We start from the raw sequence: 12,182 nt of genomic DNA, 5'->3' as shown, positions 1-12,182 counted from the left end.
GCGTCGCCTCCTCTTCCCGTCCGTCCGGTGGCCTGCCTAGAATCTAACGGTCCGTCAGATTCTTGAGGAGGGGTACGGCGTGGCTGAGTTCCTGCGCGGCAAAGTGGTCGCGGTCACCGGCGCCGGGCGCGGCATCGGGCGTGCGGTCGCGCTCGCCTGCGCCGCCGAGGGCGCGAAGGTCGTGGTCAACGACTACGGCGTGGGCATCGACGGCTCCGCGCCCACCAGTGACATCGCGGACGAGGTGGTCAAGGAGATCGAGACGGCGGGCGGCGAGGCCATCGCGGTCGCCGACGACATCGCCACCATGGCGGGCGGCGAGCGCGTGGTCGGCGCGGCGGTCTCCGCCTTCGGCCGGCTGGACGGCGTGGTCTGCGTCGCCGGGATCCTGCGCGAGCGGATGCTGTTCAACATGTCGGAGGAGGAGTGGGACCCGGTCGTCGCCACCCACCTCAAGGGCACCTTCACCGTCTTCCGCGCCGCGTCCGCGCTGATGCGCAAGCAGGGCGGCGGCACCCTGATCGGGTTCACCAGCGGCAACCACCAGGGCTCCGTCAGCCAGGCCAATTACAGCGCGGCCAAGGGCGGTGTCATCTCGCTGGTGCGCAGCGCGGCGCTCGGGCTCAACAAGTACGGGGTGACCGCCAACGCCGTCGCGCCGGTGGCGCGGACCCGGATGTCGGCGAACGTGCCCATGGAGCTCAAGGAGATCGGCGAGCCCGAGGACGTGGCGGCGCTCGTGGTCTACCTGCTCTCGGACGCGGCGAAGGAGATCACCGGGCAGGTGTACACGGTCGCCGGGCCGAAGATCGCGGTCTGGGCGCAGCCACGGGAGCTGCGGGCGATGTACGCGGAGTCGGGGTCCTGGACGCCGGAGAAGATCGCCGACTTCCTGCCCGGCGCCGTCGGCGTCGACCCGATGCCGATGCTGGTCCAGCTGGAGGCGATGGCCAAGGCCGCCGCCGCCAACGAGCGACCGAACGCGTAGGCGCAGCCATGGACTTCGGGTTCGACGCGGCGGACGAGGAGTTCCGCGCGCGGGCACGGGCATGGCTCGCCGACCGGCTGGGCCCCGGCGGCGCCTTCGCCGACCTGCGGGGGCTCAAGACCCCCGAGGACGCCGGCCGGCGCCGCGCCTGGGAGCGCGAGCTGGGCGCGGGCGGCTGGATCGGTCTGGGCTGGCCCGAGGACAGCCTGACCCGCCAGGTCGTCTGGTTCGAGGAGTACGCCCGCGCCAAGGCCCCGGACCCGCTCGGCATCGTCGGCGAGCAACTGCTCGCCCCGACCCTGCTGCGGCACGGCACGCCGGAGCAGCGCGAGCGCTACCTTCCGGGCATCGCCTCCGGTGAAGTGATCTGGTGCCAGGGCTACAGCGAGCCGGGCGCGGGCTCCGACCTGGCGTCGGTCCGCACGGTCGCGGCGCCCGCGCCGGACGGCGAAGGCTGGCTGGTCAGCGGCCAGAAGACCTGGACCTCGCTGTCGCAGTGGGCGGACTGGTGCTTCGTCCTGGCCCGGACCGAACCCGGCTCGCAACGGCACGCGGGGCTCAGTCTGCTGCTGCTGCCGATGGACCAGGAGCCCGGCCGGATCGACGTCCGCCCGATCCGGCAGCTCGACGGCGCGAGCGAGTTCAGCGAGGTCTTCTTCGACGGGGCCCGGTCGGTGGACGTGCTGGGCGCGGTCGGCGACGGCTGGCGGGTGGCGATGACGCTGCTCTCCTTCGAACGCGGCGCGGGCATGCTGGGCCGCCAGATCGGCTACGAGCGCGAGCTGGACGCGGTGCTGCGCGCCGCCGCGTCGAGCGGGGCCGACCGGGACCCCGTCCTGCGGGAGGCGTTGACCCGCCAGTGGGCGGACCTGCGCGTGATGCGGGCCAACGCGCTGCGCACGCTGGGCACGGCGGAGCCGGGCACGGCGGCGGTGGCCAAGCTGGTCTGGGGCAACTGGCACCAGCGCCTCGGCGAACTGGCGATCCAGGTGCAGGGCCTCGCCGGGGCGTTCGCCGCAGGCGCGGCCCACGAGCCGGACGGCTATCCGCTGACCCCGGCGCAGCACACCCTGCTCTTCTCCCGCGCGGACACGATCTACGGCGGCAGCGACCAGATCCAACGCAACATCATCGCCGAACGGGTCCTCGGCCTCCCCCGCGGATGAGCCTCCGCAGGCGAGGAACCATGCAGCGACGTGGGGGGCACGGGGAACTGCGCGGCTCCGGCGCGCGGGCGCGACACAACACAGCGGAGGGTCAGTTGCACTACCCCAGGGGCGCGGGGAACCGCGCGACAAGCCACCCGCGCAGCTAGAGCCCCCAGCGCAGGGCCATCCGCACAGCAGGGTTTCTCGCGCAGTTCCTCGCGCCCCTGGGGTGCAACCACTTGACGAGAAGGACGTGCACGTTATGAACGAACACCGTCTGTTCATCGACAACGAATGGCGCGAGGGCTCCGCCGGCACCTATGACGTCATCAACCCCGGCACCGAAGGCCTCGTCGGGGCCGCGCCGGAGGCGTCCGCCTCCGACGTCGCCGACGCCGTCGCCGCCGCGCGCAGGGCGCAGGCGGAATGGGCGGCCACGTCGCCTTCCGCCCGAGCGGAACTCCTGGAGCGGGTCGCCGAGCTCGTCATGGCGCGGGCCGAGGACTTCGTGCCCCTGCTGCAGGCCGAGACCGGGGCGACCATGCGGGTCGCCTCCACCATGCAGCTGCCCGTCGTCGCCGACCGCTTCCGCCGCTACGCCCGCGGCGCGTTCGAGCCCACCGTCGACGCGCTCCCGCCGGTGCCGGTGGCCCAGACCGCGCTCGCCGCGGGAGGGCTGACCAACGCCGTCGCCGCGCGGCGGCCGGTCGGGGTGGTCGGCTGCATCACCTCCTACAACTTCCCGATCGTGAACCTGGCCGGAAAGCTCGCGCCCGCGCTGGCGATGGGCAACACCGTCGTCGCCAAACCGGCCCCCCAGGACCCGCTGGCCTGCCTGAAGCTCGGCGAGATCTTCGTCGAGGCGGGCGCGCCCGCCGGGATCTTCAACGTGGTCACCGACTCCGGCGCGGCCGCCGGCGCCGCGCTCGTGGCCTCGCCGGACGTCGACATGATCAGCTTCACCGGCTCGACCACCGTCGGCCGGAGGATCGCCACCGACGGCGGCGCCACCATGAAACGCCTGCTGATGGAGCTCGGCGGCAAGGGCGCGGCGATCGTGTTCGAGGACGCGGACGTGGCCAAGGCCGTCTCCGCGATCGGCTCGACCTGGGCCTTCCACTCCGGGCAGATCTGCACCGCGCCCACCCGGGCGCTGGTCCACCGCTCCCGCTACGACGAGGTCGTCGCCGGGCTCGCCCGCTACGCCGCCCGGCTTCCCGTGGGCGATCCGCTGCTGCCGACCACCGTCGTGGGCCCGGTCATCTCGGCGGCCCACCGCGACCGCGTCGAGGGCTACATCGCCGGCGCGGTCGGCGAGGGCGCCAGGCTGGTGCTGGGCGGGACCCGCAAGGAGCACACCGCGGACACACCGGAGCTGCCGGGCGCCGGCTTCTTCGTCGCGCCGACGCTGCTGGCCGAGGTCACCCCGGCGATGACGATCGCCCGCGAGGAGGTCTTCGGACCGGTCGTGGCGGTCATCCCGTTCGAGGACGACGAGGAGGCGATCGCCCTCGCGAACTCCACCGACTACGGCCTCTACGACTACCTCTTCACCGCGGACACGGCCCGCGCCTACACGCTCGCGGCCCGCCTGCGCACCGGCAACGTCGGCATCAACACCGCCCAGCGGCACCCGGAGACGCCCTTCGGCGGCTTCAAGCAGAGCGGCGTCGGCCGCGACGGCGGCTCCTTCGGTCTGCACGCGTACAGCGAGCAGCAGGCCCTCGTCTGGCAGTCCTGAGTCTTCAGCACCGAGTCCCGAGGAAGAAGGGAGAACGCACCATGAAGGGCGTCATCTTCGACGGCAAGGCCCCGCAGGTGGTCGACGACCTGACGGTCCGTGAGCCGGGGCCCGGCGAGGTGATGGTGAAGATCGCGGCGGCGGGGCTCTGCCACAGCGACCTGTCCGTCATCGACGGGACCATCCCCTTCCCGGTCCCGGTCGTGCTCGGTCACGAGGGCGCGGGCACGGTGGAGTCCGTCGGCGCGGGGGTCACCCACGTCAAGCCGGGCGACCACGTCGCGCTCTCCACCCTGGCCAGCTGCGGCACATGCCGCGAGTGCGGCCGGGGGCGGCCCACCATGTGCCGCAAGGCGATCGGCTTCCCCGGCAAGCCGTTCACCCGCGGCGACCAGCAGCTCTACAACTTCGCCTCCACGTCCGTCTTCGCCGAGCGCACGGTGGTCAAGGCGGTCCAGGTGGTACCGGTCGATCCCGCCATCCCGTTCACCTCGGCGGCGCTGATCGGCTGCGGCGTGCTGACCGGCGTCGGCGCCGCGATCAACCGGGCCAGGGTCGACATCGGCGACACCGTCGCCGTGATCGGCTGCGGCGGCATCGGGCTCAACGTCATCCAGGGCGCGCGGATCTCGGGCGCGTCCCGGATCATCGCGATCGACGCGGTGGCCGAGAAGGAGACGATCGCCCGGACCTTCGGCGCGACCGACTTCATCGACGCCCGGGCGGTCGAGGACACGGTCGCGGCCGTCCGCGCGCTGGAGCCGAACGGAGTCGACCACGCCTTCGAGTGCGTCGGCCCGACCCGGCTCACCCGGCAGGCAATCGACATGATCGACCGGCACGGCCAGGCCGTGCTGCTCGGCATGCCCGCGGCGGACGCGGAGGCGTCGTTCCGCCCGGCGGAGCTGTTCCTGGACAAGTCCATCCTGGGCTGCCGCTACGGCTCCAGCCGCCCGCAGCTGGACATCGGCCGCTACGCCCAGCTCTACGCCGAGGGCCGGCTCCTCCTGGACGAACTGGTCACCTGCACCTTCCCGATCGACCAGTTCGAAGAGGCGGCGAAGGCGACGGAGACGGGCGGCGTGGCCCGCGCGGTCCTCACCTTCTGAACCCCCGGTGCCACGCCTCCGGCACGCGGGCGCGAGCCTCACTGCCGTGGGCCAGTTTTCACCACCTCAGGGGCGCGAGGAACTGCGCGCCTCGGGCGCGCGGGCGCGGGCCTTACCGCCGTGGGCCGGTTGCACTACCCAGGGGCGCGAGGCTCTGCTCGATCAACTGCGTGCGCGACAAGCCACCCACGCAGCCGGCGGGCCGAACGCGCAGGGCCATCCGCCCAGGGTGGTTGCTCGCGCAGTTCCTCGCGCCCCGGGGGCGGCGCCTCAGTTGGTCATGGTGACCTTGTTGAGGCCCTGCGGTCGGTCGGGGTCCACCCCGAGACGGCGGGAGGTGGCCAGGGCGAGCTGCTGGCCGCGGACCGTCGCGGTCAGGCACTCGCCGAGGTGCCCCAGGGCCGGCCAGGGCAGGTCGGCGTCGGTTGCCGTGCCGGCCAGGACGGTCCTCGCGCCGCGCGCGCCCAGCGCACCGCGGAGGTCGAGGGTGTCGGCGTCCGCGGGGCCGGACCCCGCCAGCAGGACGGCGGGCGCGTCGGGACCGCAGACCGCGATCGGGCCGTGACGGAAGTCCGCCGTGGAGAAGCCGTGGGCCATCAGCCCGGTGGTCTCCTGGAGCTTCAACGCGCTCTCCAGCGCGGCCGGGTAGCAGGCGCCGCGGCCCACCACGGCCACGCGGTCGTGTCCGGCCAGCAGTTCCGCCACCCGGGCCGGGCCGGTCCCGTCGGCGAGCAGAGCGGCCACCGCGTGCGGCAGCGCCTCGGCCTGGGCGTGGGTCAGGCCGTCGCCGAGCCCCGCCGCCACCGCCAGCACCGCGAGCATCTGCGCGGTGACCGTCTTGGTGGCGGGAACCGCCCGCTCCGGCCCGGCTTCCAGCGCGATGGTCAGCCGGGCGGCGCGGGCCAGTTCGGACTCGCCGTCGTTCGTGACCGCGATCACCGACGCCCCGGCGTCGGTGTAACGGCGCGCCAGGTCCACGATCTCGGGGGTGCGCCCGGACTGCGAGAGCGCCACCAGCAGCCAGCCGCGGAAGCCCTCCGGCGCACGCCGGTACGCGGTGGCCACGCTCGGGGCCACCAGGCAGGTGGGCAGTCCGGCGCCCAGTTCCACGGCGTAGCGGCCGAGCAGTGCCGCGTGGTCGGAGGAGCCGCGGGCCAGGAAGGCGACGCCGACCGGTCCCTCCGGGCCGCCCAGGCGGGCGACCTCGTCGGTGAGGGCGGGGAAGCGGGCCGCCAACGCGGCCAGCACCTCCGGCTGCTGCCGCATCTCGGCGTCCATCCGCGCGCCGAGCGGCGGGGCGGGCTGCGTGTCTGTGGTCATCGGATCGCTTCCAGTCGCAGGGCGGTGAAGGGGGCGGCAGCGACGTCGGTGCCGAGGGGGTCGAGCGAGTCGAGGGCCAGGGCCAGCGCGCCGTGCAGGGAGGCGTCCTTGAGGAAACGCGCGGTGCGCAGCTCCGGCGGGAACGGCGTGGCCTGCCCGACCAGTCGGGTCAGCGCGGGCAGCAACGTCGCGGCGGACGCCATCATGCCGCCGCCCAGCACGATCCTGGCCGGGTCGACGAAGACCGACAGGTTGGCCAGCGCCCGGGCAAGCACCGTCAGGGTCTCCGCCGCCAGCTCCTTCGCGGCCGGTTCGGCGCCGGCGAACAGTTCGGTGGCGGTCAGCGGGACGCCCAGCCGGGCGAGGGCGCGCTCGCTCAGACCCTTGCCGGCGACGAGTTCCTCCAGCGGGGCCCGGCCGAGGGCGACCGCGTCGGCCGGGGCGTCGCCGGGGTTCATGTAGCCGATCTCCCCGGCGGCGTGGCGCGCCCCGGCCAGTACCCGGCCGCCGACGGTGAGCGCGGCGGCGATCCCGGTGCCGAGGCTGACGTACATGCCGGGGTCCACGCCGCGCAGCGCGCCGAAGCGCAGTTCGGCGAGGGCTCCGGCGCGTACGTCGTTGGCGACGGCGACCGCGGGGACGTCCAGTTCCCCCGCGAGCCGGTCGGCCAGCGCCAGCCGTTCCCAGCCGGGCAGGTTGGGGGTGAGCAGGATCCGGTCCGGCTGGATCACGCCCGGGGCGACCGCGGCGTGCGCGGCGACGGGTGCGCCGAGATCGGCCTCGGCCTCGGCCGCGAGCGCGCGGACGGTCTCGGCGGCGCGGGCCAGGATCTGGTCGGGGCCGCGTTCGGCCAGCGTGTCCAGCCGGCGGCGGCGCAGCACCGCGCCGTCCGGTCCGGCCAGGGCGATCTCGGTCTTGGTGCCGCCGAAGTCGATGCCGATCACGGTGCGGGCGGGCGCGGGGGTGAGCGGGCGGGGGTGGGGCGCGGTGGTGCGTTCTTGCAGCATCAGTGCAGTCCTCGGGCAGGGGGCCGACCGGACGCGGCCGCCCTTCGGGGGAGGGGCGAACCGCGTCCGGCCGGGGATCAGCGGGCGCCGGCCGGGGTGGGCTCGGTCTGCTGCTCCTGGGCGGTCAGGTACTGCTCGGTGATCTCCTTGGGGCCGAAGGGCCAGACCTTCTCGACCCTGGACCAGATCAGGTACGCGGCGACGCCGAGGGCGACCCAGGCGAGCGACCACTCGATCGGGTGGACACCGGGGTTGGCCTTGTCCGCGTATCCGTAGATCGCCAGCCAGCCGACGGCGGCGACGATGCTGGGCAGCGGGTAGAGGATCATCTTGTAGGGCCTGGCCAGGTTCGGCTGGCGCCTGCGCAGCACGGTGACCGCGGCGATCTGTGCCAGCGCCTGGATGATCACCATGACCGTGGTCAGCAGCGTGATCAGCACGCCGAGCGGCGGGTGCGTGGCCGAGGCGCCGACGTGGCGGGCGACCACGAACGCGGCGGCGGTGACGACGCCCATGGAGACCAGGCCGAGCACCGGGAAGTTGTGCTTGGGGTGCAGCTTTCCGAAGGAGCGGAAGAAGACCCCGTCCCTGGCGGCGTCGAAGGGCACCCGGGAGCCGCCGAGCAGGCCGGTGAAGACCGAGGCGAAGGCCGTGACCAGGATCAGCACGGTGACCACGTCGGCCGTCGTCCTCCCGAAGGTCCGCTCCAGCACCGCCGAGGCGACGGACCGGGAGGCGACGTTGTTCGGGTCGAGCATGTCCTGCCAGTGCACCACGCCGAGCACGCCGACCTGGAGCAGCAGGTAGATGCCCATGATGGCGACGATGGCCCAGATGATCGAGCGCGGCATGACCCGGCCCGGGTCCTTGATCTCGCCGCCCATGTAGGCGGTGGTGTTGTAACCGAGGTAGTCGTAGATGCCGATGGTCAGGCCGGAGGCGAAGCCGATCCAGAAGGCGCCGTGGGTCAGCTGGATCGCGTGGGCGGGCCAGGTGAACGCCATCGACGGGCTGAAGTGGGTGAAGGCGGCGATGATCACGACCGTGACGGCCAGGATCATGACGGCCCACATGGCCACGGTGAGTCGGCCGATGTTCTCGACCTTGCGCCACAGCAGCAGGATCACCAGCGCGACGACCGCGATGCCGACGACGTCGCCCTGCCCGGTGGTCATGCTCGGCCACAGGTAGCCCAGGTACTGCACCATGCCCTGGACGCCGGTGGACATGATCAGCGGGATGAACAGCATGGCGGTCCACACGAACAGGAACGGCATCAGCCGGCCGGTGCGGTACTGGAACGCCTCGCGCAGGTAGACGTAGGTGCCGCCGGAGCCGGGGAGCGAGGAGCCGAGCTCCGCCCAGACCAGGCCGTCGACCAGGGCCAGCAGCGCGCCGACGATCCAGCCGATGACGGCCTGCGGGCCGCCGAAGGCCGCCACCATCAGCGGGATGGTGACGAAGGGGCCGATGCCGCACATCTGGCTCATGTTGATGGCGGTCGCCTGGAACAGGCCGATCTTTCTGGACAGTCCGGTCGTGGGGGTGTCGGACATCGTGGGTCATCCTCCGGGGCGGCGGGAGCAGAGGGCGGGTGGGTGCTTGGTTCGTAAAGTTAAATTCCTTTACTTGTCTCGTCAAGGGGTGACCCGCGTTGCCCGGAGTGGGGTCTGGGGATGAGGAGCACCGCCCCACCCCCTCCCGTGGCGGCCCGCAGCCGCGTCGCGGCTACCGCGCGCCGTGGAAGGTGCGGCGGTAGGCCGTCGGGGAGACGCCCAGCACGGACTGCATGTGCCCGCGCAGCGACGCCGCGCTGCCGAAGCCGACCTCGTGGGCGATCCGGTCCACCGTCAGGTCGCCGTGCTCCAGCAGCTGGCGGGCCCGCTGCACCCGTTGGACCAGCAGCCACTGGACCGGGCTCTGTCCCGTCTCCTCCCTGAACCGACGGGTGAAGGTGCGCACGCTCATCGCGCAGCGGTCCGCCAGCTGACCGAGCGTCAGCGGCTCGCCGAGCCGTTCCAGCGCCCAGCTCCGGGCCGGGGCGGTGCCGTCGGCGCCGGGTTCGGGCACGGCGGCGTCGACGTACTGGGCCTGGCCGCCCTCGCGCCAGGGGGCGACGACGCAGTGCCGGGCCACGCGGTTGGCCACCGCGGAGCCGTGGTCGCGGCGGACGATGTGCAGGCAGAGGTCGAGCCCGGCGGCGACCCCGCCGGAGCTGAGCAGGTCGCCGTCGTCGACGAAGAGCACGTCGGGGTCCAGCTGGACCTTCGGGAAGAGCCCCCGGAACTGCTCGGTGTAGCGCCAGTGCGTGGTGGCCCTCCGCTCGTCGAGCAGTCCGGCCGCCGCGAGCACGAAGGTGCCGGTGCAGATCGAGACCAGCCGCGTCCCCGGTCGCACCAGCTCCAGTGCCCGCGCCAGCTCGGGCGGGAGCCGGCCCTCGGTGAAGATCGGACCCAGCTCGAAGGAGGCCGGAACGACCACCGTGTCGGCCACGGCGAGCAGTTCGGCACCGTGGTCCACGCCGATCCGGAAGTCGCTGCCGGTCCGGATCGGCCCGCCGTCGAGGGTGCAGGTGCGCACCCGGTAGTACGGGGGCGCGCCGCGCTCGTTGGCGGTCTCGAAGATCCGCGACGGGGTGGACAGCTCGAAGGCGACCACGCCCTCCAGCGCGAGCACCGCGACCTCGTGCGGCGGCGGTGGCGCCGAGGAGGAGGCGGAGGCTCCGGTTGCGTGGGCGACGACGTTCTTCATGCCGCCACTCTGCCCTTGGCCGGATTCTTGCGCAAGGTGGCCTTCGGGCCACTCGATGATCCCGTTCCCCGGCCGCCATGCTGCTCCGGTGACCGATCAGCTGAGCCCCGCCGCCCGACCCGCCGCCGCGCCCGCCCCCGTACCGGGCGGTCCCCGCGGCCCGCGCCTGAACTACGCGTGGATCGTCTCCGCCGTGGCCCTGCTGGTGCTGGTCGGCGCGGCCGGATTCCGTTCCACGCCCGCCCTGTTGATGGAGCCGCTGCACCACGAGTTCGGCTGGTCGCACGGCCTGGTCGGGACCGCCGTCTCGATCAACATGCTGCTCAACGGACTGGCCGCCCCCTTCGCCGCCGCGCTGATGGACCGCTTCGGCGTGCGCCGCGTGGTCTCCGTCGCGCTCGGTGTGATGGCGGCGGGGGCCGGGGCCACGCTGCTGATGACCCAGCCGTGGCAGCTGCTGCTCAGCTGGGGCGTCCTGGTCGGCCTCGGCTCGGGGGCGATGGCCCTCGCGTTCAGCGCCACCGTCACCGGCCGCTGGTTCGTCGCCCGGCGCGGCCTGGTCACCGGGGTGCTGACCGCCGCCAGTGCCGCCGGGAACCTGGTCTTCCTCCCGGTGCTCGCCTGGCTGGTGCAGCAGTACGGCTGGCGCAGCGCCTCGATGACCGTCGCGATCTGCGCGATCGCCGTCGTCCCGATCGTCGCCCTGCTGATGCGCGAGCGCCCGGCCGACCTGGGCCTGCTGCCCTACGGCGCCCCCGCCGACTACGTCGAGCCGACCCCCGACCCCGGCAAGGGCCTGCGGGCGCTGCGCGTGCTGCGCGAGGCCGCGCGGACCAAGGCCTTCTGGCTGCTGGTCGCCTCGTTCGCGATCTGCGGCGCGAGCACCAACGGCCTGGTCGGCACGCACTTCATCCCCGCCGCGGGCGACCACGGCATGGCGGAGACAGCGGCGGCGAGCCTGCTCGCGCTGGTGGGCGTCTTCGACGTGGTGGGCACGATCTTCTCGGGCTGGCTGACCGACCGGATGGACTCGCGCAAGCTGCTCGGCGTCTACTACCTGCTGCGCGGCGTCTCACTGCTCTTCCTGCCGGCGCTCTTCGCGCACACCGTGCACCCGAGCATGGTGGTCTTCGTCGTCTTCTACGGCCTGGACTGGGTCGCCACCGTGCCGCCCACCGTCGCCCTGTGCCGTGAGTGGTTCGGCGAGGACGCGCCGATCGTCTTCGGCTGGGTCCTCTGCGGCCACCAGGCCGGCGCGGCGATCGTCGCCGCCGTGGCCGGTGTGATCCGCGACCAGCTCGGCAGCTACGACCTCGCCTGGTACGGCGCCGGCGCCCTCTGCGCCGTCGCCGCCACCTGCTCGGTCCTGCTGCGCCGCCCGAGGCCGCAGGACCCGGCGGGCGTGCCGGTCAGCCTTCCAGCAGCTGCCTGAACGCGCTGCGGTAGAAGACCAGCGGGCCCGCCTCGCCGCCGCGCGGGGCGGCGAGTTCGCGGACCCGGCCCAGGACGATCAGGTGGTCCCCGCCGGTGTGCACGGCGTGGATGGTGCAGTCGACCCAGGCGAGTGCGCCCGTGAGCCGGGGTGAGCCGGTGGCGGGGGCCGGCTGCCACTCGACGCCGTCGAACTTGTCCGCGCCGGTGGAGCTGCTGACGGCGAAGGAGCGGCACAGCGGGCCCTGGTCGTCCGCGAGCACGTTCACGCAGAACGCGCCCGCCCGCGCGATCCTGGGCCAACTGGCAGAGGTCCTGGCCACGTTGAAGCAGACCAGCGGCGGGTCGAGTGACAGCGAGGCGAAGGACTGGCAGGCGAAGCCGACCGGCCGCCCGTCCTCGGCGGCCGCGGTGATCACGGTCACGCCGGTCGCGAAGTGGCCGAGCGCGTCCCGCAGTGCGGGGGCGTTGCCGATGTCCGCGCCCTCGGTCAGGTCGGCGCGTTCGACCGACGCCTCCACGGCACGCAGCACCGCCGGCGTCGCGCCGCTCTCCCGCAGGTAGCGGACGGCCGCCACGGCCATTCCCTCGTGCCCCATGGAGTCCTCCGGTCGTCGTCTGTTCCATTGAAGATGAGAGCCCGTCGGAGTGGAAGGCGGGTGGAGCGGTGCGCGCCGTACCTCCGCC

General features: G+C 73.4%; 10 protein-coding genes. 5 read left to right on the top strand and 5 right to left on the bottom strand.

The window, feature by feature from the left end; genetic code table 11:
* Positions 1-79: 79 nt before the first annotated feature.
* The 4 genes from BS83_RS39905 (at position 80) to BS83_RS39890 (ending at position 4,986) form a co-directional block, all read left to right on the top strand.
* Positions 80-988, top strand: coding sequence for an SDR family oxidoreductase (locus tag BS83_RS39905; protein ID WP_037608257.1), 909 nt, complete (start codon positions 80-82; stop codon positions 986-988).
* Positions 989-996: 8 nt separating this feature from the next.
* Complete coding sequence (locus BS83_RS39900) at positions 997-2,154, top strand: acyl-CoA dehydrogenase family protein (RefSeq protein WP_037608256.1); 1,158 nt, start codon at positions 997-999, stop codon at positions 2,152-2,154.
* A 244-nt stretch (positions 2,155-2,398) separates the two neighbouring features.
* Positions 2,399-3,877: an aldehyde dehydrogenase family protein gene (locus BS83_RS39895; RefSeq protein ID WP_037608255.1), complete on the top strand. Its 1,479-nt coding sequence runs from the start codon at positions 2,399-2,401 to the stop codon at positions 3,875-3,877.
* Between the two features lie 41 nt (positions 3,878-3,918).
* On the top strand, positions 3,919-4,986 hold the full coding sequence (locus tag BS83_RS39890) for a Zn-dependent alcohol dehydrogenase (RefSeq protein WP_037608254.1): 1,068 nt from the start codon (positions 3,919-3,921) through the stop codon (positions 4,984-4,986).
* Between the two features lie 270 nt (positions 4,987-5,256).
* Here the strand turns inward: BS83_RS39890 and BS83_RS39885 are convergent, their stop codons facing one another.
* The 4 genes from BS83_RS39885 to BS83_RS39870 form a co-directional block, all read right to left on the bottom strand.
* Positions 5,257-6,306 (bottom strand): SIS domain-containing protein, encoded by a 1,050-nt coding sequence (locus BS83_RS39885; protein ID WP_051945160.1) that lies wholly within the window; start codon positions 6,304-6,306, stop codon positions 5,257-5,259.
* A complete protein-coding gene (locus tag BS83_RS39880; RefSeq protein WP_084714828.1) occupies positions 6,303-7,313 on the bottom strand; it encodes an ROK family protein in 1,011 nt (336 codons plus the stop codon). The genes BS83_RS39885 and BS83_RS39880 overlap by 4 nt, the downstream gene beginning before the upstream one ends.
* A 77-nt stretch (positions 7,314-7,390) precedes the next feature.
* Positions 7,391-8,869: an APC family permease gene (locus BS83_RS39875; RefSeq protein WP_037608253.1), complete on the bottom strand. Its 1,479-nt coding sequence runs from the start codon at positions 8,867-8,869 to the stop codon at positions 7,391-7,393.
* 172 nt (positions 8,870-9,041) lie between these two features.
* Complete coding sequence (locus tag BS83_RS39870; protein ID WP_051945157.1) at positions 9,042-10,064, bottom strand: GlxA family transcriptional regulator; 1,023 nt, start codon at positions 10,062-10,064, stop codon at positions 9,042-9,044.
* A gap of 55 nt (positions 10,065-10,119) precedes the next feature.
* On the opposite strand from BS83_RS39870, the gene BS83_RS39865 reads away from it, so the two are divergent.
* Positions 10,120-11,496: an MFS transporter gene (locus BS83_RS39865; RefSeq protein ID WP_084714826.1), complete on the top strand. Its 1,377-nt coding sequence runs from the start codon at positions 10,120-10,122 to the stop codon at positions 11,494-11,496.
* On the opposite strand, the gene BS83_RS39860 is transcribed toward BS83_RS39865, so the two are convergent.
* Positions 11,474-12,094: a flavin reductase family protein gene (locus BS83_RS39860; protein ID WP_084714824.1), complete on the bottom strand. Its 621-nt coding sequence runs from the start codon at positions 12,092-12,094 to the stop codon at positions 11,474-11,476. The genes BS83_RS39865 and BS83_RS39860 overlap by 23 nt on opposite strands.
* Positions 12,095-12,182 lie beyond the last annotated feature (88 nt).

Source organism: Streptacidiphilus rugosus AM-16 (assembly GCF_000744655.1).
Classification (GTDB): Bacteria; Actinomycetota; Actinomycetes; order Streptomycetales; family Streptomycetaceae; genus Streptacidiphilus; species Streptacidiphilus rugosus.
This window is presented reverse-complemented; position numbering and strand designations above follow the sequence as displayed.

Excerpts from the sequence above, each read along its gene's own strand:
- BS83_RS39865 (WP_084714826.1), top strand. The coding sequence starts at position 10,120 with ATGATCCCGTTCCCCGGCCGCCATGCTGCTCCGGTGACCGATCAGCTG.
- BS83_RS39875 (WP_037608253.1), bottom strand. The coding sequence starts at position 8,869 with ATGTCCGACACCCCCACGACCGGACTGTCCAGAAAGATCGGCCTGTTC.
- BS83_RS39880 (WP_084714828.1), bottom strand. The coding sequence starts at position 7,313 with ATGCTGCAAGAACGCACCACCGCGCCCCACCCCCGCCCGCTCACCCCC.
- BS83_RS39860 (WP_084714824.1), bottom strand. The coding sequence starts at position 12,094 with ATGGGGCACGAGGGAATGGCCGTGGCGGCCGTCCGCTACCTGCGGGAG.
- BS83_RS39885 (WP_051945160.1), bottom strand. The coding sequence starts at position 6,306 with ATGACCACAGACACGCAGCCCGCCCCGCCGCTCGGCGCGCGGATGGAC.
- BS83_RS39895 (WP_037608255.1), top strand. The coding sequence starts at position 2,399 with ATGAACGAACACCGTCTGTTCATCGACAACGAATGGCGCGAGGGCTCC.
- BS83_RS39870 (WP_051945157.1), bottom strand. The coding sequence starts at position 10,064 with ATGAAGAACGTCGTCGCCCACGCAACCGGAGCCTCCGCCTCCTCCTCG.
- BS83_RS39890 (WP_037608254.1), top strand. The coding sequence starts at position 3,919 with ATGAAGGGCGTCATCTTCGACGGCAAGGCCCCGCAGGTGGTCGACGAC.
- BS83_RS39900 (WP_037608256.1), top strand. The coding sequence starts at position 997 with ATGGACTTCGGGTTCGACGCGGCGGACGAGGAGTTCCGCGCGCGGGCA.